General features: G+C 72.7%; 22 protein-coding genes and 1 pseudogene. 5 read left to right on the forward strand and 18 right to left on the reverse strand.

What is annotated here, in order from left to right; translation table 11 throughout:
• Positions 1 to 212 precede the first annotated feature (212 nt).
• Positions 213 to 1,232: a phosphatase PAP2 family protein gene (locus AB0924_RS04530; RefSeq protein WP_358934889.1), complete on the forward strand. Its 1,020-nt coding sequence runs from the start codon at positions 213 to 215 to the stop codon at positions 1,230 to 1,232.
• A 108-nt stretch (positions 1,233 to 1,340) separates the two neighbouring features.
• Here AB0924_RS04530 and AB0924_RS04535 read toward each other — a convergent pair whose 3' ends face one another.
• From AB0924_RS04535 to AB0924_RS04545, 3 genes and pseudogenes are all read right to left on the reverse strand, one after another.
• Entirely contained in the window at positions 1,341 to 1,556 is a 216-nt protein-coding gene (locus AB0924_RS04535) for an I78 family peptidase inhibitor (RefSeq protein WP_358934887.1), read from the reverse strand.
• Between the two features lie 329 nt (positions 1,557 to 1,885).
• Positions 1,886 to 2,854 (reverse strand): annotated as a pseudogene (locus AB0924_RS04540) (YafY family protein); the annotation flags it as partial.
• Between the two features lie 73 nt (positions 2,855 to 2,927).
• A complete protein-coding gene (locus tag AB0924_RS04545; RefSeq protein WP_358934885.1) occupies positions 2,928 to 3,581 on the reverse strand; it encodes a transglycosylase family protein in 654 nt (217 codons plus the stop codon).
• A 538-nt stretch (positions 3,582 to 4,119) separates the two neighbouring features.
• Here AB0924_RS04545 and AB0924_RS04550 point away from each other — a divergent pair.
• Positions 4,120 to 4,905 (forward strand): hypothetical protein, encoded by a 786-nt coding sequence (locus AB0924_RS04550; RefSeq protein ID WP_358934883.1) that lies wholly within the window; start codon positions 4,120 to 4,122, stop codon positions 4,903 to 4,905.
• Between the two features lie 80 nt (positions 4,906 to 4,985).
• A complete protein-coding gene (locus AB0924_RS04555; protein ID WP_358934881.1) occupies positions 4,986 to 5,375 on the forward strand; it encodes a hypothetical protein in 390 nt (129 codons plus the stop codon).
• A gap of 65 nt (positions 5,376 to 5,440) precedes the next feature.
• On the opposite strand, the gene der is transcribed toward AB0924_RS04555, so the two are convergent.
• The 5 genes from der to aroH form a co-directional block, all read right to left on the reverse strand.
• Positions 5,441 to 6,919 carry a ribosome biogenesis GTPase Der gene (gene der / locus AB0924_RS04560; protein ID WP_358934879.1) on the reverse strand — a complete coding sequence of 493 codons (1,479 nt, stop codon included), beginning with the start codon at positions 6,917 to 6,919 and terminating at the stop codon, positions 5,441 to 5,443.
• A 96-nt stretch (positions 6,920 to 7,015) separates the two neighbouring features.
• Positions 7,016 to 7,603: a lysophospholipid acyltransferase family protein gene (locus AB0924_RS04565; protein WP_358935068.1), complete on the reverse strand. Its 588-nt coding sequence runs from the start codon at positions 7,601 to 7,603 to the stop codon at positions 7,016 to 7,018.
• Positions 7,604 to 7,656: 53 nt separating this feature from the next.
• A complete protein-coding gene (cmk, locus tag AB0924_RS04570; RefSeq protein WP_358934877.1) occupies positions 7,657 to 8,349 on the reverse strand; it encodes a (d)CMP kinase in 693 nt (230 codons plus the stop codon).
• A gap of 102 nt (positions 8,350 to 8,451) precedes the next feature.
• Entirely contained in the window at positions 8,452 to 9,537 is a 1,086-nt protein-coding gene (locus AB0924_RS04575) for a prephenate dehydrogenase (RefSeq protein WP_358934874.1), read from the reverse strand.
• Positions 9,534 to 9,896: a chorismate mutase gene (aroH, locus tag AB0924_RS04580; protein ID WP_358934872.1), complete on the reverse strand. Its 363-nt coding sequence runs from the start codon at positions 9,894 to 9,896 to the stop codon at positions 9,534 to 9,536. The genes AB0924_RS04575 and aroH overlap by 4 nt, the downstream gene beginning before the upstream one ends.
• Positions 9,897 to 10,110: 214 nt before the next feature.
• Here aroH and AB0924_RS04585 point away from each other — a divergent pair, with 214 nt between their 5' ends.
• Positions 10,111 to 10,506 (forward strand): Rieske (2Fe-2S) protein, encoded by a 396-nt coding sequence (locus AB0924_RS04585; RefSeq protein ID WP_358934870.1) that lies wholly within the window; start codon positions 10,111 to 10,113, stop codon positions 10,504 to 10,506.
• A 22-nt stretch (positions 10,507 to 10,528) separates the two neighbouring features.
• Entirely contained in the window at positions 10,529 to 11,272 is a 744-nt protein-coding gene (locus tag AB0924_RS04590; RefSeq protein WP_366910628.1) for a nucleotidyltransferase domain-containing protein, read from the forward strand.
• Here AB0924_RS04590 and AB0924_RS04595 read toward each other — a convergent pair.
• From AB0924_RS04595 to AB0924_RS04640, 10 genes are all read right to left on the reverse strand, one after another.
• Positions 11,198 to 11,947, reverse strand: coding sequence for a nucleotidyltransferase domain-containing protein (locus AB0924_RS04595; protein WP_366910629.1), 750 nt, complete (start codon positions 11,945 to 11,947; stop codon positions 11,198 to 11,200). The two genes, AB0924_RS04590 and AB0924_RS04595, sit on opposite strands and share 75 nt — an antisense overlap.
• Positions 11,948 to 11,951: 4 nt before the next feature.
• Entirely contained in the window at positions 11,952 to 12,974 is a 1,023-nt protein-coding gene (locus tag AB0924_RS04600) for an ADP-ribosylglycohydrolase family protein (RefSeq protein WP_366910630.1), read from the reverse strand.
• A complete protein-coding gene (locus AB0924_RS04605; RefSeq protein ID WP_366910641.1) occupies positions 12,971 to 13,690 on the reverse strand; it encodes an NUDIX domain-containing protein in 720 nt (239 codons plus the stop codon). The genes AB0924_RS04600 and AB0924_RS04605 overlap by 4 nt, the downstream gene beginning before the upstream one ends.
• 64 nt (positions 13,691 to 13,754) lie before the next feature.
• Complete coding sequence (locus tag AB0924_RS04610) at positions 13,755 to 14,819, reverse strand: pseudouridine synthase (protein WP_358934862.1); 1,065 nt, start codon at positions 14,817 to 14,819, stop codon at positions 13,755 to 13,757.
• Positions 14,820 to 14,832: 13 nt separating this feature from the next.
• The gene (gene scpB / locus AB0924_RS04615; protein ID WP_358935063.1) at positions 14,833 to 15,450 is read right to left on the reverse strand and encodes an SMC-Scp complex subunit ScpB; all 618 of its coding nucleotides are present in this window, start codon (positions 15,448 to 15,450) and stop codon (positions 14,833 to 14,835) included.
• Between the two features lie 68 nt (positions 15,451 to 15,518).
• Positions 15,519 to 16,670 carry a segregation/condensation protein A gene (locus AB0924_RS04620; protein WP_366910631.1) on the reverse strand — a complete coding sequence of 384 codons (1,152 nt, stop codon included), beginning with the start codon at positions 16,668 to 16,670 and terminating at the stop codon, positions 15,519 to 15,521.
• A 38-nt stretch (positions 16,671 to 16,708) separates the two neighbouring features.
• Positions 16,709 to 17,275 (reverse strand): hypothetical protein, encoded by a 567-nt coding sequence (locus AB0924_RS04625; protein WP_359547456.1) that lies wholly within the window; start codon positions 17,273 to 17,275, stop codon positions 16,709 to 16,711.
• Positions 17,260 to 18,396: a ParA family protein gene (locus AB0924_RS04630; RefSeq protein WP_358934856.1), complete on the reverse strand. Its 1,137-nt coding sequence runs from the start codon at positions 18,394 to 18,396 to the stop codon at positions 17,260 to 17,262. The genes AB0924_RS04625 and AB0924_RS04630 overlap by 16 nt, the downstream gene beginning before the upstream one ends.
• Positions 18,397 to 18,810: 414 nt before the next feature.
• Entirely contained in the window at positions 18,811 to 19,935 is a 1,125-nt protein-coding gene (gene ald / locus AB0924_RS04635) for an alanine dehydrogenase (RefSeq protein ID WP_358934854.1), read from the reverse strand.
• Positions 19,936 to 20,073: 138 nt separating this feature from the next.
• Entirely contained in the window at positions 20,074 to 22,140 is a 2,067-nt protein-coding gene (locus AB0924_RS04640) for a tetratricopeptide repeat protein (RefSeq protein ID WP_358934852.1), read from the reverse strand.
• Positions 22,141 to 22,263: the final 123 nt, after the last annotated feature.

Genomic DNA, 22,263 nt, shown 5'->3' on the forward strand with positions numbered 1-22,263 from the left:
CACCCTGAATTCCACCCCATGATTCGGTGAACGAATTCATAAGGGCCATATAACCGCCGCCGGAATGATCAAAGGAATTACAGGAAGCCGGTTCACCGGATTGCGGAATCCCAGGAATTCAGCGGCTCCTGAGAGGTTTCCCACATCACATCGTCATCACAAAGCCGCTGTTTCGACCGGGAACAGAGCGCACTCACTGTAACGTCGATCGGGTGCGTACCGAACTAAACCTCACCCGGCGTCTGGACCGGGTGTTCGCCAGGCTGGACCGTGAGCCGGAACGGCCGGCCCACCTCGATGTGCCGCGGATGAGCCGGCACCGGGTCGTGCTGTTCACCGCGACCCTCGCCTTCTACCTGGCGATCGTCTGGGCCGTGGTGATCACCTCCTGGCTGGTCCGGCTCGACTGGCAGGTCATGTTCTTCCGGCCGTACCAGCAGTGGTCGGAGATCCACTGGTTCGTCGACTACTACGTGGTGCTCGGCCAGCGCGGCCCCACCGCGGTGATGGTCGCCGCCTGGCTGGGCTGGCGCTCCTGGCGGCAGCACACGCTCCGCCCCCTGCTGACCCTCGGCGCCTCACTGCTGCTGCTCAACATCACGGTGGGCGCCGCCAAGTACGGCATGGGCCGGCTCGGCCCGCACTACGCCACCGTGATCGGCTCGAACGAGATGGGTCTCGGCGGCGATATATTTCCCAGCGGCCACACCGCCAACGCCGTGGTGACCTGGGGAATCCTGGCGTATCTGGCCTCCACCCCGACCGCGCGCCGCTGGCTGTCCGCCGTGTCGGCGGTGACCTCGCTGGGCGTCGGGATGGCCACCGTCTACCTCGGTACGCACTGGCTGAGCGACGTGCTGCTGGGCTGGGCCGCGGGCCTGCTGATCCTGCTCGCGCTGCCGTGGTGCGAGCCGCTGATCGCCCGCGCCGAGACCGCGATCTTCGATCTGCGCGACCGCTGGCGCGCCCGCCGCGGCCGTACCGCGCCGGCGCCCACCGTGCCGGTCCCCGTGGTGCTCAAGCCGCGCACCGCGCCCGCCGGGCAGCCCGCTCCGGCCCGCGAGCCGGTGGCGTCGGTGCGCGGGCCCCGCGCGCCGATCCATCTGGCCCCGGGTCCGCACACGGCCCGTTCGGAGCGCACTCCGGTCACCCCGGCGGGCAGCCGCCGGCCGCCGCACGCCGACCGGCTGCCGCGCGGCGCCTCGCCCGCCCGGCCCGTCTCGGGCGGCTGACAGCCGCCCTGGCGGCGGAGTCCGGTACGCACGACCGACCCCCGCGCGTACGCCGAAGGCCCCGCCTCCTCTTCCGGGAGCGGGGCCTTCGACGTACGTGCGGGGTGCTCAGCCCTTCCAGGCGCGGGTCACCCGGCCGTCCCGCACCTCGAAGTTGAGCCGGCCCACCCGGTACTCCATGGTGATGATCGCGCCCGGCGGCAGTGACCGTACCGTCGGCCACCCGCGCTGCCGGGCGAGCCGCTCGGCGCTCGGGACGTCGAGGCCGACGTACCCGTCCGGACTGTCCTGGGGCTCCGCTGGCGGAGTGGGAATCGGTGCCATGCGGCCACGCTAGGCCGCATCGGGCGAGGACGGAAGCCGCGGCGGCGGCAGGCCTCCCGCCACTCTCCTGTCACGCTTCTGTCACAGGTTCCGGAAGCCGTTTTCTTCTAACTCCGTCACACGATCGGGGGTTTCCATGCCGTTCGCCGGGGTATTCGAACACAATTCTCGCGCGCCGGAGCGCCCTGCGGAATTGGCCGGCGGAAAGCACCGGGGCGCCGGTCGGGGCCGGTCCGCGGCGTGATTCCGCGGCGAATCCGTGGCGGCGCCGGCAGAGCTGACGCCGCATGGGAATTTCATGGATTCGGCGTGCCGGCGCCGTGCGGCCCCGCCGACCGGGCCAGTGCCCCGTCGAGCCGGTCGCGGATCCTCCTGATCGACTCGGTCAGCTCGGCGGGCTCCAGGACCTCGAACGGGAAGCCGGTCATCATGATGTGAATCACCATCACCTCCAGGCTCGGCGCACCGCTGCGCAGGACGCAGGCGTCCGGGCCGTCGGCCTCCAGCGTCCCGGCGGACGGCGAGATCCGCTCGGCGGCCTCGTGCAGCGGCACCAGCAGCCGGACCGCGGACCGCTCGGCGTACGCGCGCGTGGAGACGCCCTCGGAGACATGGGCGGCGAGGTCCTCGGCGGGCGGCTCGCGCGGGGTGAAGCGGGGTCCGTGCGGCGGCCTGGGGGTGACGCGGTCGACCCGGAAGGTCCGCCAGTCCGCCCGGTCGACGTCCCAGGCGACCAGGTACCAGCGCCGCTCGGTGCAGACCAGCCGGTGCGGTTCGACGGTGCGCCGGCTCGCGGTGCCGTCGTGCGCGCGGTACTCGAAGCGCAGCCGCTCGGCGTCCCGGCACAGATGGGCGATCTCGGTGAGCAGCGCCGGGTCGACCGGGGAGGCCGGCGGGCCGCCGCGCAGCATCGGCACGGTGAAGGCGTTGAGCGCGCCCACCCGGCGGCGCAGCCTGTTCGGCAGCACCTGTTCCAGCTTGGCCAGGGCGCGTACGGAGGTCTCGCCGATGCCCTCGATGCCCTGTCCGGCGGCGGTGCGCAGGCCGACGGCCACGGCGACGGCCTCGTCGTCGTCCAGCAGCAGCGGGGGCAGTTCCGCGCCCGCGCCGAGCTGGTAGCCGCCGCCGGTGCCGGGGCTGGCGTTGACCGGATAGCCCAGCTCGCGCAGCCGGTCCACGTCCCGGCGGACCGTACGCGCGGTGACGCCGAGCCGGTCGGCGAGTTCGGCGCCGGACCAGTCGCGGTGGGCCTGGAGCAGCGAGAGCAGACGCAGCAGTCGTGCCGAGGTCTCCAACATGGGGCCGAGTCTGCCAGCCGATGCGGACAGCCGCTGTCCTCGACGGGACAGCGGCTGTGGTGCGCGGGCTCGCTCAGAGCGCCAGGCGCCGGCCGGGCACGATCAGGTCCGGGTCGTCGCCGATGACGCTCCGGTTGGCGGCGTAGATCCGCTGCCAGGTGGTGCCGTGCCGGGCGGCGATGGTGCTCAGGGTGTCGCCCTCGCGGACGGTGTAGTCGCCGCGGGCCGCGTCGCGGCCGGTGTGGGCCGCCGTGCGCTCGGGCTTCGCCGCCGGCGCCGGCTTCGTCGTCGCGCCGCTCCCGGCCGCCGCGCCCGAGGCGGGCGCCGGGGCGGTCCCGGTGGCTCCGGCCCGGCCGGAGCAGACCGGCCAGGCGCCCCAGCCCTGGGCCCGCTGGACCTTGGTGGCGACGGCGATCTGCGCGCCGCGGGAGGCCTGGTCGGCCGTCGGGGCGTAGGAGCCGCCGCCGTACGCACGCCAGGTGCCGGCGGAGAACTGGAGCCCGCCGTAGTAGCCGTTGCCGGTGTTGATGTGCCAGTCGCCGCCGCTCTCGCACTGGGCGATGCGGTCCCACACCCCGTTGTCCGCGGCGTTCGCGTCGCCGGTGGCGGCCAGCAGTCCCAGGGGAGCCAGCAGCGCGGCTCCGGCCAGGGCGGCCGCTGTCGTACGGCCCCTGCGGGCGCCGTCGGGACGGGTGGTGCGGCGGGTGGTATCGGCACAATCGGACATGTAACTCCCTCTCCACGAACCCGGGCTCCCCCGGGCGGAGCGCGCCTCGCCGCGCAGGACCGCGGTTCCTCGCGCCCGCCCCGTCCCCCGCGGCCGGTGCGGCGATCGTGCTCTGCCTGGCCGGCCGGCGGACGTACCCGAGCGGTGCTGGTTGCACACGGCGGAGGAATGTAGAGAGAGCGGGCGGGCTGTTTCAACCAAGTCGCCGTCGTTCCAGGCCAGTTCGCGGTTACCTCAGGTATCGACGATTTTCGGCCAGCCGTTTCGTGCGTGGATTTCAGGATTTTTCGACCACACACGCGACCGGCGCGTGACCCACTTCACTCATTCAAGTGCCTTGACGGGACACGGACTTGACGATGAGTGCCCGGTTCCGCACCGAAGGTGACCCTGTGCGGTGGATGGTTCGATTCCGTCGCCCCCGGGGCGTGACCCCCACCACAGGACGCCCGTTGTCTTCTTCATGAGCCCGGAACACCGGGGCTCAGCGGCCGGGAGCCACCCTGCCGACCCAGCACCGCATCCCGAGGGAGCCACCGTGCCGCGCATGCTCGACGTCAGTGACGCAGTACGCGCCGAGATCGGCGACGAAGAAGCCGACCGGCTGCTCGCCGGAGAGAACGCCCCGGGCAGTTACGACTGCACGTCCTGCCGCACCCCGGGCGACTCCGAGCAGGAGCGCACCAGCACCGTTCTGTTCGTCGGCGACGAGACCGCCGTCCTCGCCTTCGCCCACGCCGGCTGCCTGCCCTCGCAGGTCGTCCAGGTCACCGAGGAGCAGTTGCAGGGCGCCGTCCGCTCCATCGGCGGCCGCCCGGCCGCGGACGGCGGCCCGCGGCGGTCCGTGCCCGAGCAGGCCGTGCTCGGTGTGACCAGCGGACTGGTCCTGATCGAGGGCGAGTTGCACCCCGCGCTCGTCGTCGAGCCGACGGCGCCCATCGTGCGTCCCGGCTCCTTCGGCGCGGGCGACGACTTCCTGCCGCTGCTCATCGAGCAGGGCTTCATGCCGGTGATGGAGCTGGCGTCGGTCCCGCCGGTGCTGCACGGCTGGTCGGTCCTCCTCGCGGTGGGCCAGCTCCACGCGGTGCTCCAGCCGGGGGCGGCGGGCGGTCAGCCGGTCGCCTGGTGGCAGGCGCACCAGCCGCTGCAGGTGACCGACAGCTGGCGGGCCGCCGCCAACAAGCACCAGCAGGTGCTGATGTTCGCGGCGCCCGTGGGGTCGATCGGACGGCAGCCCCGGGAGGACCTGCTGCGCGACTCCCTCGACCGGGCCGCGGCGAGCGGCAAGCTGGTCGCGGCGGCGCTGCCGCTCGCGGGCACCTGAGACCCGCCCGGCGGCAGGCCGGGAGCGCGCCCCCACTTGTACGACCGCATCCCTTTCGGATTCCGGTCGTTTGGACATACGTGCACGCATACGACACTCCTCCTCCCCGCCGGTCCGCCTTCGCCTCCGTTCCGTCCGCCCGGGTGGGGGAGAGTCCGGTCGCGGCATCGGCCACGCCGATCTACGACTCGCTCTACGCGGAGTGGGTCAAGGCCTTCCGTACGCTGCCGGGCGACCGCAGTGGTGAGGAGGAGCTGGGGTTCTGTGCCTTCGGGAACACCCCGCACAGCACCGGCTCGTACCGCATGACCTCCTACAGCGCCTACAGCGCGGGGGCGTACAGCGCCCGGCAGGGCGGCGGTCAGCAGCAGCCGCAGTGGCAGCGGGTCGGCACGCTGGGGCGGCAGCAGGACACCGGGATGCACCACGTCCCGGCGGGGCTGCCGCCCGCTCCGCGGCGCGGTGCCTGAGGCATGGCGAAGGGCGGCCCCCCGTTACCGCGGGGGCCGCCCTTCCCCATGCCTCGAGGGGCCGGTTACTTCTTCTTGCCGCGCTTCTCGCGTACCCGCACCGAGAGGTGGATCGGGGTGCCCTCGAAGCCGAACTCCTCGCGCAGGCGGCGCTCGATGAAGCGCCGGTAGCCGGCCTCGATGAAGCCGGAGGCGAAGAGGACGAACCGCGGCGGCTTGGTGCCGGCCTGGGTGCCGAACAGGATGCGCGGCTGCTTGCCGCCCCGGACGGGGTGCGGGTGGGCCGAGACCAGTTCGCCGAGGAAGGCGTTCAGCCGGCCGGTGGGCACCCGGGTCTCCCAGCCGGCGAGGGCGGTCTCGATCGCCGGGACCAGCTTCTCCATGTGCCGGCCGGTACGGGCCGAGACGTTGACCCGGGGCGCCCAGGCGACCTGGCCCAGCTCGGTCTCGATCTCCCGCTCCAGGTAGTAGCGGCGCTCCTCGTCGAGGGTGTCCCACTTGTTGAAGGCGAGGACGACCGCGCGGCCCGCCTCCACGGCCATGGTGACGATGCGCTGGTCCTGGACCGAGATGTTCTCGGAGCCGTCGATCAGGATGACGGCCACCTCCGCCTTCTCGACGGCGGCCGCGGTGCGCAGCGAGGCGTAGTAGTCGGCGCCCTGCTGGAGGTGGACACGCTTGCGGATGCCCGCGGTGTCGACGAACTTCCACGTCACCCCGCCCAGCTCGATCAGCTCGTCGACCGGGTCGCGGGTGGTGCCGGCCAGCTCGTTGACGACGACGCGCTCCTCGCCCGCGACCTTGTTCAGCAGGGAGGACTTGCCGACGTTCGGGCGGCCGATGAGGGCGATGCGGCGCGGACCGCCGACCGCGGTGCCGAAGGTCTGCTCGGGTGCCTCGGGCAGCGCCTCCAGGACGGCGTCCAGCATGTCGCCGGTGCCGCGCCCGTGCAGGGCGGAGACGGGGTGCGGCTCGCCGAGGCCCAGGGACCAGAGGTAGGTGGCGTCGGCCTCGCCGCTCGGGCCGTCGACCTTGTTGGCGGCCAGGACGACGGGCTTGCCCGCCTTGCGCAGCAGCCGTACGACCGCCTCGTCGGTGTCGGTGGCGCCGACCTTGGCGTCCACGACGAAGACGACCGCGTCGGCGGCCTCGATCGCGTACTCGGCCTGCGCGGCGACGGAGGCGTCGATGCCGAGGACGTCCTGCTCCCAGCCGCCGGTGTCGACCACCTTGAAGCGGCGGCCCGCCCACTCGGCCTCGTAGGTGACGCGGTCGCGGGTGACGCCGGGCTTGTCCTCGACCACGGCCTCGCGGCGGCCGATGATCCGGTTCACCAGGGTCGACTTGCCGACATTGGGACGGCCGACGACGGCGAGCACGGGCAGCGGACCGTGGCCCGCCGCCTCGATGGCGCCCTCGACGTCCTCGATGTCGAAGCCCTCTTCCGCGGCGAGCTCCATGAACTCCGCGTACTCGGCGTCGCCGAGAGCCCCGTGGTCGTACTCGTGCTCAGCCGAGTCGCCGGGCTGGGTCTGGTCGTTCATGAAGTCCGTACCTCGTCGTTCATCGTGGTGATCGGTGGACCGGCCGTGGTGGGCCGGTCCACTACTCAAGTGTCGCTCAGCGCGGTCAAGTGTCGCTCAGCGCCCGGTCAGGCGCCTGGCGTTTTCCAAGTGGCCGGTGAGCTGCTTCTGGATGCGCTCGGTCGCCTCGTCCAGCGCACTGCGCGTGCGCCGCCCCGACCCGTCGCCCGCGTCGAAGGGGTCGCCGAAGACGACGTCGACGCGGGAGCGCAGCGGGGGCAGCGCCTTTATCAACCGGCCGGGCCGCTCGGTGCTTCCCAGGACGGCCACGGGCACGATCGGCGCTCCGCTGCGCACCGCGAAGTACGCGAGCCCGGCCCGCAGCGAGGCGAAGTCGCCCTCGCCCCGGGTGCCCTCGGGGAAGATGCCGAGCACGCCCCCGGCCTCCAGCACGCCGAGGGCCCGGGTGATGGCGGTGCGGTCGGCGGAGGCGCGGTCCACCTTGAGCTGGCCGATGCCGGTCAGGAAGGGGTTCAGCGGGCCGACGAACGCCTCCTTCTTGATCAGGAAGTGCGTCGGCCGGGGCGAGACACCCATGACCATGGGCCCGTCGATGTTGTGCGAGTGGTTCACGGCGAGGATCGCCGGGCCGCTCGCGGGCAGCTTCCAGGCACCGAGCACACGCGGCCGCCACAGCCCGTACATCAGGCCGACGCCGATGCGCCGCCCGGCCTCGGCGCCCCGCTCCGACGGAAGGCTCACTTCCCGGCCCGCTTCTCCTCGACCAGGGTGACGACGCACTCGATGACCTGGGCGAGGGTGAGCTCGGTGGTGTCCACCTCGACCGCGTCGCCGGCCTTGGCGAGGGGGGAGGTCTTGCGGCTGGAGTCGGCGGCGTCCCGCTTGATCAGGGCCTCGCGGGTGGCGTGGACGTCGGCGCCCTTCAGCTCGCCGCTGCGGCGGGCCGCGCGGGCCTCCGGGGAGGCGGTGAGGAAGATCTTCAGGTCGGCGTCCGGCAGCACGGTGGTGCCGATGTCCCGGCCCTCGACCACCATGCCGAGCTCTGCGCCGGCCGCCAGCGAGCGCTGCAGCTCGGTGATCCGGGTGCGCACCTCGGGCACCGCGCTGACCGCGCTGACCTTGGAGGTGACCTCCTGGGTGCGGATCGGGGCGGCCACGTCGACGCCGTCGACCGTGATGGTCGGGGCGGACGGGTCGGTGCCGGAGACGATCTCCGGCTTGCCCGCGACGGCGGCGATGGCGGTCGGGTCCTCCAGGTCGATGCCGTTGGCCACCATCCACCAGGTGATGGCCCGGTACTGGGCGCCGGTGTCGAGGTAGCTCAGGCCGAGCTTGGCGGCCACGGCCTTCGACGTGCTCGACTTGCCCGTGCCGGAGGGGCCGTCGATCGCGACGATCACGGGCTTGGCGGTCGGGGCGCCGTTTTCCACGGGGGACACCTTCCTGGTGCGCTGCGGGGGCGGGGGGCGGAGCGCGAGAGCGCCCTGCACAAGGTTACTGGGTACGGGCGCCCCGGACGGACGGCCGCCTTCCTACTGCCGCAGCGCCCAGCCCCGCTCACGCAGCGCTTCCCTCAGCACGGGCGCCGCCTTGGGCTCGACCAGTAGCTGGACGAGACCGGCCTGCTGCCCCGTCGCGTGCTCGATCCGGACGTCCTCGATGTTGACCCCGGCCCGTCCCGCGTCCGCGAAGATGCGGGCGAGCTGGCCGGGCTGGTCGTCGATGAGGACGACGACGGTCTCGTACACGCGCGGCGCGCTGCCGTGCTTGCCGGGTACCCGCACCTGGCCCGCGTTGCCGCGGCGCAGCACGTCCTCGATGCCCGAGCCGCCCTCGCGGCGCTTGTCCTCGTCGGAGGACTGCAGGGCGCGCAGGGCGCGGACGGTCTCCTCCAGGTCGGCGGAGACGTCGGTGAGCAGGTCGGCGACCGGGCCGGGGTTGGCGGAGAGGATGTCGATCCACATCCCGGGGTCGGAGGCGGCGATCCGGGTCACGTCCCGGATGCCCTGCCCGCACAGCCGTACGGCCGCCTCCTCGGCGTGCTCCAGGCGGGCCGCGACCATGCTGGAGACCAGGTGGGGCATGTGGGAGACGAGGGCCACGGCCCGGTCGTGGGCGTCGGCGTCCATGACGACCGGCACGGCCCGGCAGTGCGAGACCAGTTCCAGGGCGAGGTTGAGGACCTCGGTGTCGGTGTCCCGGGTCGGGGTGAGCACCCAGGGGCGGCCCTCGAAGAGGTCGCCGGTCGCGGCCAGCGGGCCCGACTTCTCCCGGCCGGACATGGGGTGGGTGCCGATGTAGGCGGACAGGTCGAGGCCGCGCGCCTCCAGCTCGCGGCGCGGGCCTCCCTTGACGCTGGCCACGTCGACGTAGCCGCGGGCGGCGCCGCGGGCCATGGCGTCCGCGAGGACGCCGGCCACGTGCGCGGGCGGGGCGGCGACGACGGCGAGGTCCACCGGGCCGTCGGGGGCCTGGTCGGTGCCGGCGCCCAGCGCGGCCGCCGTGCGGGCCTGCTCGGGGTCGTGGTCGGTGAGGTGGACGACGACGCCCCGCTGGGTCAGGGCGAGCGCGGCGGAGGTGCCGATCAGCCCGGTGCCGATGACGAGTGCGGTTCTCACTGGGCGATGTCCTTGCGCAGGGCGGCGGCGGCGCCGAGGTAGACGTGGGCGATCCGGTCGCGGGGCCGGTCCGACTCGATGTGCGCGAGCACCCGGACGACCCGGGGCATGGCGCCCTCGATGTCCAGTTCCTGGGCGCAGATCAGGGGGACGTCGACGATCCCGAGCTTGCGGGCGGCGGCGGCCGGGAAGTCGCTGTGCAGGTCGGGGGTGGCCGTGAACCAGATGCTGATCAGGTCCTCGGCGGTGAGCCCGTTCCGCTCCAGGATCGCGGTGAGCAGCGCTCCGACCTGCTCGTCCATGTGACCGGCCTCGTCCCGCTCCAGTTGGACGGCCCCCCGGACCGCTCGTACCGCCACGGCGCTGCTCCTTGCTGACATGCGTTTCGTTCCTGGCCGGTCCAGCCTAGTCAGGCCCGCGCGGCCGGGCGCGCGGCGCCCGCCCGCTGAGACGCGGGGCCGACCCGGTGACGGCCGTGTCTCCGCTCCCGCCGCCTGCTTCGGCAGGGGAACCTTTGATGCCAAGATGTCGCAGATCACAGCTTTTCTTACTTCCGATGTTCGGAGTGACGACATGACCTACAGCACGACGCGGCGCACGGTTCTCGCGACGGGCGCGGCGGCGCTCGCCACCGGCTGCGGGGGCGGCGGCGGTTCGACGGGCTCCTCCCCCTCGCCCGGCGGCATGGAGCTGGCGAGCACGAGCGACATCCCCGAGGGCGGCGGCAAGATCTTCAAGGAGCGGAAGGTCGTGGTCACCCAGCCGTCGAAGGGCGACTTCAAGGCCTTCTCGGCGATCTGCACGCACGAGGGCTGCACGGTGAGCAAGGTGGCCGACGGCACCATCGACTGCCCCTGCCACGGCAGCAGGTTCCACATCGCCGACGGCTCGGTGGCGCACGGCCCGGCGACCCGGCCGCTGCCCGCCCAGACGATCAAGGTGGAGGGAAATTCGATCCACCTGGCGTGAGCGGCCCGCGTACGCTCCGGGGATGCAGCCCGAGGACCTGGTACGCGACCACACGATCTACGCCTGTGTCATGGGTTCGCGGGCCTTCGGCCTGGCCACCGGGGCCAGTGACACCGACCGGCGGGGCGTCTTCCTCGCCCCCGCTCCCCTGTTCTGGCGGTTCGAGAAGCCGCCGGCGCATGTGGAGGGGCCGGGCGAGGAGCGGTTCTCCTGGGAGCTGGAGCGGTTCTGCGAGCTGGCGCTGCGCGGCAACCCGAACATCCTGGAGTGCCTGCACTCCCCGCTGGTGGAGCACGTGGACGACACCGGCCGCGAACTGCTGTCCCTGCGCGGCGCCTTCCTGTCCCGCCAGGTGTACGACACCTTCACTCGCTACGCCCTCGGCCAGCGCAGGAAGCTCGACGCCGACGTCCGCGCGACGGGCGCCCCGCGCTGGAGGCACGCCATGCACCTGCTGCGCCTGCTGATGAGCGCCCGGGACCTGCTGCGCACCGGGGAGCTGCGGATCGACGTCGGCGACGAGCGGGAGCCGCTGCTGGCGGTGAAGCGGGGCGAGGTCCCCTGGCCGGAGGTGGAGGCCCGCATGGCCCGGCTGGCGGCGCAGAGCGAGGAGGCCCTGCACCGCACCCCGCTGCCGCCGGAACCGGACCGCGCGCGCGTGGCCGGCTTCCTCTTCCGGGCGCGCCGGGACTCAGCCCGCCAGGCGGACGCGTACGACGAAGTCGTGCAGGGCGTCGTGCGCGCTGGGGGTGTCGGGCAGGGCTGAGCTGGCCTGCGCCTCGTCGAGCACGGCGTGCAGCCGCTCCACGTCGGCCTCCACGCGCGCGTGGTCGACGTCGGCGGTGCCGTGCTCGCGCTCGGCCTTGGCGGCGATCAGCTCGGGCAGGTAGGCGGGCGCGGCCACCTGGTCCAGCAGGGTGGGCAGATGGGCCTGCACCTCGCCGCTGCGCATCAGATGGATGCCGGTGAGCAGCACACGGAACGTGTAGAGCAGCGGCTTGAGTTCGCCGGTCTTGCCGAACAGCCGCCACTGGGTCACGGCGAACCCGCGGTAGTGGTGGGCGTGGTGGCCGGTGAGGACGCCCGGGGTGAGGGCGGCCAGCTCCCGGTGTGCCTCGGAGGTGTGCGCCACGAGGGGCGACAGGAGCTGCTCCAGCACATAGCCGTTGCGCCGGAGCATCAGCCGGGCGAACTTGCGCACGTCGTGGGTGACGAGGTCCATCTCGAGGCCGAACCGCACCCAGGTCCGCTCCCGGGTCTCCTCCGGCTCGCGCAGCCCGACCAGGTCCGCTGCGGGCAGGAGATGGGCGCCGCGCAGGTCGAGGTCGGAGTCCTCGGAGGGGAAACCGTACAGATGGGCTCCGGAGACGGTCGCGAACAGCAGGGGGTGGGGCTGTTCGGCGATCACGGGCGTCAGGTCCATGTCGAGGTCGTCGATCATGGGCCTAAGCGTCCCAGAGCGCTCCCAGTGCCAACAGGTCGCCCCGGTACTCGATCCGCCCGGTCCAGTCGGCGGGCCAGGCGTCCGCGCCGAGCCAGGCGCCCGCGAAGGCCCCGGTGAGGCAGGCGATCGAGTCCGAGTCGCCCGAGGAGCAGGCGGCCCGGCGCAGGGCGGTGACGGGCTGGTCGGGAAAGAGCAGGAAGCACAGCAGCCCGGTGGCGAGGGCCTCCTCGGCGATCCAGCCCTCGCCGGTGGCCAGACAGGGGTCGGTCTCCGGGGAGACGGTCCGCACGGCCTCCTGGAGGCGGCCGAGCATGTCCAGGCACTCGTCCCAGCCGCGCGCGATGAAGTGCTCGGGGCCGGGGTCCTGGGAGCGGGTCCACAGGTCGCCGAGCCAGGTGTGGTCGTAGCGGGTGCGGTTGTCGTAGGCGTAGCTGCGGAGCTGCCCGACGAGCCCGGCCGGGTCGGTGCCCCGGGCGAGCAGGTGCACGGCATGGGCGGTCAGGTCGGAGGCGGCCAGGGCGGTGGGGTGGCCGTGGGTGAGCGCGGACTGCAACTGGGCGGCGCCGGCGCGCTGTTCGCCGGTCAGGCCGGGGGCGATGCCGACGGGGGCGACGCGCATGTTGGCGCCGCAGCCCTTGGAGCCGACCTGGCTGGCGTCCTGCCAGGCACGGCCCTCCTCCTTGAGCAGGCCGCAGGCGGTCAGGCAGGTGTTGCCCGGGGCGCGGTTGTTGTCCGGCGACTGGTACCAGTCCACGAACTCCTCGCGCAGCGGCCGCTCCAGCCGTTGCGGGGCGAGGTGCCCGCGCTCCATGGCCGTGCGGAGCCCGCGGCCGACGGCGAGGGTCATCTGGGTGTCGTCGGAGACGAAGGGGCGCCGCGGCAGCTCCATCTCCCGCCAGGGACCGCACTTGGCGAGGATCGAGGGGACGTCGTTGAACTCGGTCGGGAAGCCGAGGGCGTCCCCGAGGGCGAGGCCGAGCAGGGAGCCGGTGGCGGCCTGTTTGGTCGGGCGGGTGGTGGTCATGCGGGGCTTCCTTCCCGGGACGGCCGGAGCAGGGGCGGGTGCAGGGCGGTGGCGGGGCCCGCGCGGTAGAGGGCGGCCGGCTTGCCGCGGCCGCCGGTGAGCCGGGCGGCGCCGGGGACGGGTTCGACGAATCCGGGGGTGGCGAGCACCTTGCGGCGGAAGTTGGGCCGGTCCAGGGCGATTCCCCACACCGTCTCGTAGACCTGCTGGAGCTCGCCGAGGGTGAACTCGGGCGGGCAGAAGGCGGTGGCGGCGCGGGTGTTCTCCAGCCGGTCGCCGACGCGTTCGTGGGCGTCGGCGAGGATGCGGTCGTGGTCGAAGGCGAGCGGCCCCGCCGAGCCGTACGGCAGCCAGCGGGCCTGGGCCGCGTCACCGCCGCCGCGGGGTTCCGGGGGGTCGGGCAGCAGCGCGGTGAACGCGACGGAGACGACCCGCATCCGGGGGTCGCGGCCCGGCTCGCTGTAGGTGCGCGACTGCTCGAGGTCCAGCCCGGAGACGTCGTCCAGGCCGGTCTCCTCGGCGAGTTCGCGCCGGGCGGCCGTCTCCGCCGACTCGTCGGGCAACAGGAAGCCGCCGGGAAGCGCCCACCGGCCGGCGTACGGTTCCTGCCCGCGTTCGACGAGGAGCACGTGCAGCGCGCCCTCGCGGACGGTCAGGACGGCGAGGTCGACGGTGACGGCGAAAGGCTCGTAGGCGTGCTTGTCGTAGTCCCGCAGCACGGACACCCCCCTTTAATAGTCACTGCGACTATAAAAGGGGGGTGTCCGGGAGCACAACCTCTTAGAGGTCGACCTCCTGCATGAGCATCCCCACCTCGGTGTTGGACAGGCGGCGCAGCCAGCCCGACTTCTGGTCGCCCAGGGTGATCGGGCCGAAGGAGGTGCGCACCAGCTTCTCGACCGGGAAGCCGGCCTCGGCGAGCATGCGGCGCACGATGTGCTTGCGGCCCTCGTGCAGGGTCACCTCGACCAGGTAGTTCTTGCCGGTCTGCTCGACCACCCGGAAGTGGTCGGCGCGCGCGTAGCCGTCCTCGAGCTGGATGCCGTCCTTCAGGCGCTTGCCCAGGTCGCGCGGGATGGGCCCGACGATGGCCGCGAGGTACGTCTTCTTCACGCCGTACTTCGGGTGGGTCAGCCGGTGCGCCAGCTCGCCGTGGTTGGTGAGCAGGATGACACCTTCGGTCTCGGTGTCGAGCCGGCCGACGTGGAAGAGCCGGGTCTCGCGGTTGGTGACGTAGTCACCGAGGCACTGGCGGCCCTCCGGGTCCTCCATGGTGGAGACGACACCGGCGGGCTTGTTGAGCGAGAAGAACTGGTAGGACTGCGTGGCGACGGTCAGGCCGTCGACCTTGACCTCGTCCTTCTCCGGGTCCACCCGGCGGCCCTGCTCCAGCACGATCTCGCCGTTGATCTCGACCCGGGCCTGCTCGATCAGCTCCTCGCAGGCGCGGCGGGAACCGTAGCCCGCGCGCGCGAGCACCTTCTGCAGCCGCTCGCCCTCCTGCTCGGCGCCGGGGAAGGTCTTGGGCAGCTTGACGTCCTTCTTGCCCGCGTACCGCTCCCGGTTGCGCTCCTCGGTCCGCGTCTCGTACTCGCGCGAGCGCGCCGGGGCCGTACGGCCGCCGCGCTGCTGGGACTGCTTCGGGCCGCCCTTGGCGCCACCGCGCGCGGAGCCGCCGCGCCCGGACTTGGGGCCGTCCTGGGTGGCCCCGGGGCCCACGTCGTAGCGGCGCTCCTCGGGGCGGGGCTTGCGGGGCCGGCCCTGCCCCTGCTTCTGGTCCCTGTCGTTGCCGGCACCGCGGTAGTTACCGCGCCCGCCGCTCTTGCCGCTGCCGCTGCTTCGCATCAAGGTTTCCGTCTTAGTCGTCTGCGTCCTGACCGCCGGGCGCGTCGGGCGCGTCCGGGTCGAACGACGGGACTCCCTCCTGGGTCTCGGCCTCGATCGCCTCCGCCTCCGGGAGGAAGGGCGCGAGCTCCGGAAGTTCGTCCAGGCCGCGCAGGCCCATCCGCTCCAGGAAGTAGTTCGTCGTCCTGTACAGGATCGCACCTGTTTCGGGTTCCGTGCCCGCCTCCTCGACCAGACCGCGCTGCAGGAGGGTGCGCATCACGCCGTCGCAGTTCACTCCGCGCACGGCGGAGACGCGGCTGCGGCTGACCGGCTGGCGGTAGGCGACGACCGCGAGGGTCTCCAGCGCGGCCTGGGTGAGACGGGCCGTCTGCCCGTCCAGGACCAGCCGCTCCACGGCGGGCGCGTACTCGGCGCGGGTGTAGAAACGCCAGCCGCCCGCGACGAACCGCAGCTCGAAGCCGCGGCCCTGCACGGTGTAGTCGTCGGCCAGCTCGCGCAGCGCGTCGCCGATCTGCCGCCTGGGCCGCTCGAGGATGCGGGCCAGGTGCTCCTCGGTCGCGGGCTCGTCCACGACCATGAGGACCGCTTCTAGGGCGGGCTTGAGGTCGAGCCCGGCGACGGAGCGCAGGCCCGCGGGCGCGTCGGTGGTCTCGGCGGGTGCCTCGGCGGGGCCTGTGGGTGCCTCGGTGGTCTCGCTCACGCCTTCTTCTTCTCCTCGGTCTCCTCGGGCGGCCGGTCGAACTCGTCGGTGACCATGGGCGCCACGTCCGTGTCCCCGCCGGTCCAGCGCACCAGCAGCTCCCCGAGGGCGGTCTCCTGTTCCAGGGCCACGGCCTTCTCCCGGTACAGCTCCAGCAGCGCCAGGAAGCGGGCCACGACGGTGAGGGTGTCGCCGGTGTCCTCGACCAGCACCCGGAAGCTGGCCTCGCCCAGTTCCCTGAGCCGCGCCACCACGATCCCCGCCTGCTCCCGCACGCTGACCAGGGGGGCGTGGATGTGGTCGACGTAGACCTGCGGCTTGGCCTTCGGCTGCATCGCCTTGACGGCGAGCCGGGCGAACCCCTCGGGACCGATGCTGATGACGACCTCGGGCAGCAGCTCGGCGTGCTGGGGTTCGAGGCCGACGGTACGGGGGTGGCGGCGGGCCTCCTCGTCCAGGCGCTCGTTGAAGATGTCGGCGATCCGCTTGTACGCGCGGTACTGCAGCAGCCGCGCGAACAGCAGGTCCCGGGCCTCCAGCAGCGCCAGGTCGGCCTCGTCCTCGACCTCGGCGGCGGGCAGCAGCCGGGCGGCCTTGAGGTCGAGCAGCGTGGCGGCGACGACGAGGAACTCGGTCGTCTGGTCCAGGTCCCAGTCGGGGCCCATGGCCCGGATGTGCGCCATGAACTCGTCGGTGACCTTGGACAGGGCGACCTCGGTGACGTCCAGCTTGTGCTTGGAGATGAGCTGGAGCAGCAGGTCGAACGGCCCCTCGAAGTTGGCCAGCCGAACCTTGAAGACCCCGTCGGCGGCGGTCTCCCCTGCCTCGGTCTCCCCTGCCTCACCGTCTCCGGCCGGCTCGGCCCCGGACTCGGTGGCGACGCCCTCGGACAGCGGTTCCGGCGGCCCGGGTTCGGCGGTCGCCGGTGCCGGAGCGGCCTCCGCCGCGCCGGGCTCCGCCGGGGCGGGGTCGCCCGCGGCCGGTGGTTCGGGTTCGGTCGGGGGCGGGGGCGGTGCGGTGTCCGGCGCGGGCTCCGGCGGAGTCGGCTGCGGTTCCGCGGGCCGCGAGTGGGACGTGCCCGGTCCACGGCCGAGCGCACGCCTGCGGCCGGCACCGGGGCCGGAGGCGGGGGCGTCGTTCGGGGTCATGGCCGTCGCAGGCTATCGTCTGCCGCCCGCCCGGCCGACTACCGACCCCGCAGCCGCCGTACCAGGATGCTCGCGTCCCCGCGGGACTCCAGGTCGGCCAGGACCACGGCGACCGCCTCGCGGACGATACGGCCGCGGTCCACGGCGAGGCCGTGCTCGCCCCGGAGGACCAGCCGGGCGTGTTCGAGGTCCATCAGTTCTTCGGCGGACACGTACACCGTGATCTTCTCGTCGTGCCGTTCGCGCCCGCTGGGCCGCCGGTTCGCCGCCCGTCCGCGCTTGCGCGGCTGCTCGGCCGCCGACGCGGCGGCCGCGGCGGCCGATCCCTCGGGCGGAGCCTGGCGCCGGGACGGCCGGGTGCGGGACTCGGCGGTCCCGGCCGGTTCCGCGTCCGCCGCGGCGTGCTCCGCGCCCTCTCCGTCACCGCCCTGGACGGGCACCGACGGCGGCGCGTCCTCGGCGGCCACGTCGTCGCTCTCGCCCGCGGGAGCCGGCACCCGGGCCTCGCCGTTGGCCCCGCGCCGGGGCGTGGACGGCTGGAGCGCCATTCCTCCTGTCGTACGGAACAGTTCGTCGGCCCCGGGCAGACTCACTCGGCGTGACACCGGGCGAGCACCTCCCTGGCGAGCTGGCGGTAGGCGGCGGCGCCGACGGAGTTGGAGGCGTAGGTGGTGATCGGCTCACCGGCGACGGTGGTCTCCGGGAAGCGGACCGTGCGGCCGATGACCGTGTGGTAGACGTGGTCGTCGAACGCCTCGACCACGCGCGCGAGCACCTCACGGCTGTGCACCGTGCGCGAGTCGTACATCGTGGCGAGGATGCCGTCGAGTTCCAGGTCGGGGTTGAGCCGCTCCTGGACCTTCTCGATGGTCTCGGTCAGCAGGGCCACGCCGCGCAGCGCGAAGAACTCGCACTCCAGCGGAACGATCACCTTGTGGGCGGCCGTCAGCGCGTTGACCGTGAGCAGGCCGAGCGAGGGCTGGCAGTCGATCACGATGTAGTCGTAGTCGTCCATCAGCGGCTTGAGCGCCCGCTGCAGGGTCGACTCGCGCGCGACCTCGGAGACCAGCTGGACCTCGGCGGCCGACAGGTCGATGTTGGAGGGCAGCAGGTCCATGTTGGGGACCGCCGTCTTCAGCAGGACCTCGTCCGCCGACATGCCCCGCTCCATGAGCAGGTTGTAGACGGTGAGGTCGAGCTCCATGGGGTTGACGCCGAGACCCACCGACAGCGCGCCCTGCGGGTCGAAGTCCACGAGCAGCACGCGCCGGCCGTACTCCGCGAGCGCGGCACCCAGGTTGATGGTCGACGTGGTCTTGCCGACGCCGCCCTTCTGGTTGCACATCGCGATGATCTTCGCGGGGCCGTGGTCGGTCAGCGGGCCGGGGATCGGGAAGTACGGCAGCGGGCGTCCGGTCGGACCGATGCGCTCACGGCGCTGGCGGGCCGCGTCGGGCGCGAGCGTCGCCGCGTACTCGGGATCGGGCTCGTACTCGGCGTCGGGGTCGTAGAAGTGCCCCTCGGGCAGTTCGTCGTAGTCGGCGAGTTGGTTGTGGGGCGCGCCACTTCCGTCGCCGGCCATGGCGTTCACGTGATGGCCATCCATGCTCTGGTGTGCTGTCCGGACCGTCTGCGGACCCGGAGTCTGGTGGGCTGCGAAGGTGCGCACAGCGACGGAGCCGACAGCCTCGAATCCCGCGGAACCGGCCTGGCCCCGTACCGGCATTCCTGGTTGACCACCCCCGGGAGTAAATGTCGACTCATTCACAAGTCGTCTTACCTCCTTGGTGACCAGGAAACTTCTAGACAAGGTCAGCGTGGCACCATGCCGACGATTGGCGACTCTATGGCGTGTCGGCGGTCCGCAGCAACACAATCCGCCGGACCCGGCCGGATGTGTCGGCAATGAAACATCCCTCTGTCAAGGGCGTACAGGCGTCGCACGGCAGGTTCCACCGGTGTGCGAATCGGTCGAAGGGTTACGTTCGAGGCGAGTTGACCGCAAGTGGCAAAGTGACCATACACACATCCGGCCGGACCTTGTCGGGCAAGGTCCGGCCGGATGTTCGGTGTTGACGACACGTGTTGACGAATCGCCTTTCACCGGTTGGTGACTTGGCGACACGCCAGGTCGGGAGGGTCAGCCGAGCAGGGACTCCAGCTCCACGTGCTCCAGACCGAGCGCCTCGGCGACCTCCTTGTAGACGACCTTGCCGTCATGGGTGTTGAGACCCTTGGCGAGCGCGGCGTCGCGGCGCAGCGCCTCCACCCAGCCGTTGTTGGCGAGCGAGACGATGTACGGCAGCGTGGCGTTGGTGAGGGCGTTGGTGGAGGTGTTCGGCACCGCGCCCGGCATGTTGGCGACGCAGTAGAAGACCGAGTTGTGGACGCGGAAGGTCGGCTCGGCGTGCGTGGTGGGACGGGAGTCCTCGAAGCAGCCGCCCTGGTCGATCGCGATGTCGACAAGGACACTTCCGGGCTTCATGCGGGACACCAGCTCGTTGGTGACGAGCTTCGGGGCCTTGGCGCCCGGGATGAGCACCGCGCCGATGACGAGGTCGGCGTCCAGGACGGCCTTCTCCAGCTCGAAGGAGTTGGACATGATGGCCTTGACCTTGGTGCCGAAGACCTTGTCGGCCTCACGGAGCTTGTTGATGTCGCGGTCGAGCAGGGTCACGTCGAAGCCCATGCCGACGGCGACCTGGGTGGCGTTCCAGCCGGAGACGCCACCGCCGATGACGACGGCCTTGGCCGGGGTCACGCCCGGCACACCGCCCGGCAGCACACCGCGGCCGCCGGCCGGGCGCATCAGGTGATAGGCGCCGACCTGCGGGGCCAGCCGGCCCGCGACCTCGGACATCGGGGCGAGCAGCGGCAGCGCGCGGTTGGGCAGCTCGACGGTCTCGTAGGCGATGGCCGTGGTGCCGGACTCGATGAGCGCGTCCGTGCATTCCTTGGAGGCGGCCAGGTGCAGGTAGGTGAAGAGGATCTGGTCCTTGCGGAGGCGGTGGTACTCCTCGGCTACCGGCTCCTTGACCTTGAGCAGCAGGTCGGCGGCGGCCCACACCTCGTCGGCGGTGCCGAGGATCGTGGCACCGGCGGAGACGTACTCCTCGTCCGTGATCGAGGAGCCGAGCCCGGCGCCCCGCTCGACGACGACCTGGTGGCCGTTGCGCACCAGCTCGTGCACACCGGCGGGGGTGATGGCCACCCGGAACTCGTTGTTCTTGACCTCGCGGGGGATGCCGACCTTCACGTCGATCACGGTCCTTGGCTCAGAGGGTATGGAGGTGCATTACAAGACGTACCCGGACATGCAAGGGCATACCGGGAGACACCGCAGGAGAAAGAGCGGCAGAGCCAGTCTAATGAAGGTGTTCCGACTGTCTAGCCTTTCATTGCATCAATCTTCGCTCGCGGCAGTACGGATTTCGCAGGCGTCATCGCCGTAATCCGGCAGGACGCCGTCCTCCTGCGCCCCGTTACCCAGCATGCGCTCGGCCGCGGCCCGGTGCAGATGGGCGGCCGCGGGGTCGCCGAGCCGGTCCAGGGTGTCGGCCAGTCTGAGCTGCAGCGCGGCCTGCAGCCGGGTGTCCTGGGCGCGCCGTGCCCACTCCACCGCCTCCCGGCAGGTGTGCAGCGATTCCTCGGGCCGTCCCGCGTACTCCTGGACCCGCGCCACCTCGCTCAACGCCCGTGCGTGGGCGGCCACATCACCGTCCTTGCGGTACCCGGCGGCGGCCGCGCGCCAGTTCCTGAGCGCCTCTCCGTAGCGGCCCGCGTAGGTGTGGGCTGTGCCCGTACGGCCGTACAGCCGGGCGGCCTCCGCGCGCTCGCCCCGGGCCAGCCGCTCGGCCAGCGCCCTGCCGAACCAGTCCGCGGCCCGGTCGTAGTCCCCCAGCTCCTGGTGGGCCCCGCCTACGGATTCCATCGCGCGGCCGGTCGCGTACGGGTCGTTCGCCTGGCGTCCGGCGTCCAGTGCGGCCCGGTAGCGGGCCAGCGCGTCCCCGGTGCGGCCGGTCTGGGCGTCCACGTCACCGAGGTTCAGCAGGGCGGCGGCCCGTTCCCGGTGCAGCCCGCGCCGCTCGGCGACGTCGAGGACGAGGCCGTGGACCTCGTACAGGTCGGGTGCCGCCGCCTGTGCGCCGAAGTGCGCCGCCATGGCCCTGACCAGCTGGGACATCAGCCGGCGGGCGAGGGTGTCCAGCTCACCGTCGGCGACGGCCACGCGGGTGGCGGCCAGCAGGGCGGGCCGGCGCGCACGCAGCCACTCGGCGGCCGCGCGGGGTGTGGGGAAGCGCAGCGCCGGGGGCATGTCGCGCAGCCTCTCCCGGGCCTGCGGGCTGTCCGTCTCGGTGATCACCCGGCAGGACTGCAGCAGCCGTACGTTGCGCTCCAGCATCCGGGCCCGGGCGAGCTGGAGCTCCCCCGGACGCTCCTGACTCTCGGCGCGGGCGCGCATCAGCGGGTGCAGACACCCCGGCACGGCGTACTCGGGCAGCGGCGAGTCCACCGCGCGCAGCAGGCCGAGCGCGACGAACTCCTCCAGCATGGCGCCGGCGGTGTCCACCGAGCAGCCGGCCAGGGCGGAGGCGGTGTGCGGATCGACCAGACCGGCCGGGGCCAGGCACAGCAGGCGCAGCATCCGGGCGGCCCGGCCGGGGAGCTGGTCGTGGACGAGCCGGAAGACCCGGGCGAGCGGGGTGCCCTCGGTGCCGTCGTCGGCGTCCGCGTGCAGCCGTTTGGCCAGGTCGGAGACGGCCGCCTGGGGCCGGGAGGCGAGCCAGCCGCCGGCCAGGGTGAGCGCGGCCGGCTGGCCCTGGCAGGCCTCGGCGAGGCTCTCGGCGGAGCGCGGGTCGACGGTGATGCGGACCGAGCCGGTGTAGCGGGTGAGGAGTTCCACCGCCGACTTGGTGTCGAGGCCGCCCAGGGTGCAGGGGCGGACGTCGGCGATGCCGGTGAGCGGCCCGCCGGCGACGGCGACGACCAGGCAGTCGGGGGCGTCCGGCAGCAGCGCGTCGACCTGCTCGGCGCCGGCCGCGTCGTCCAGCAGGAGCAGCGCCCGCCGGCCGGCGAGGGCAGTGCGCAGCACGTCGGTCAGTTCGTCCTGGGCGGCCCCGGCGGGGGCCGGCACGTCGAGCGCGGCTAGCAGTTCGCGGGCGGTGCGCGCGACGGGGACGGGGGTGCCACCGGGCTCGCTGAGCCGGGCCCGCAGCACTCCGTCGGGGTAACGCTCGGCGACCTGCCGGGCGAGTTCCCCGGCCAGGGCGGACCGGCCGGAGCCGGGGCGTCCCGCGATGAGGAGCACGCGCGCGCGGGGTGCCTTGCGGCCGGAGAGGGTGTCCAGGCCCGCCCGCTCGATGTCGGCGCGCAGCCCCTTCAACTCCCGTGTGCGGCCGAGGAAATGGTGCTCCGTGGGCGGATGCGCGGGCAGCCGCGCGCCGTCTGTGTCCACCGCCTGGTCCGTCACGGGCCACACTCCCGTCCCACCGCACGCGCAAGCCCGCCGGGTCCTCCCGGAACAGGCATTTCCAGAGCCTAGTTCACGCTCTGCGACGTTCCGGTGGGAGCGCGGCGGGCACATCCCCCGATC

Source organism: Streptomyces sp. NPDC047869, assembly GCF_040704065.1.
In the GTDB taxonomy this organism is placed as follows: domain Bacteria; phylum Actinomycetota; class Actinomycetes; order Streptomycetales; family Streptomycetaceae; genus Streptomyces.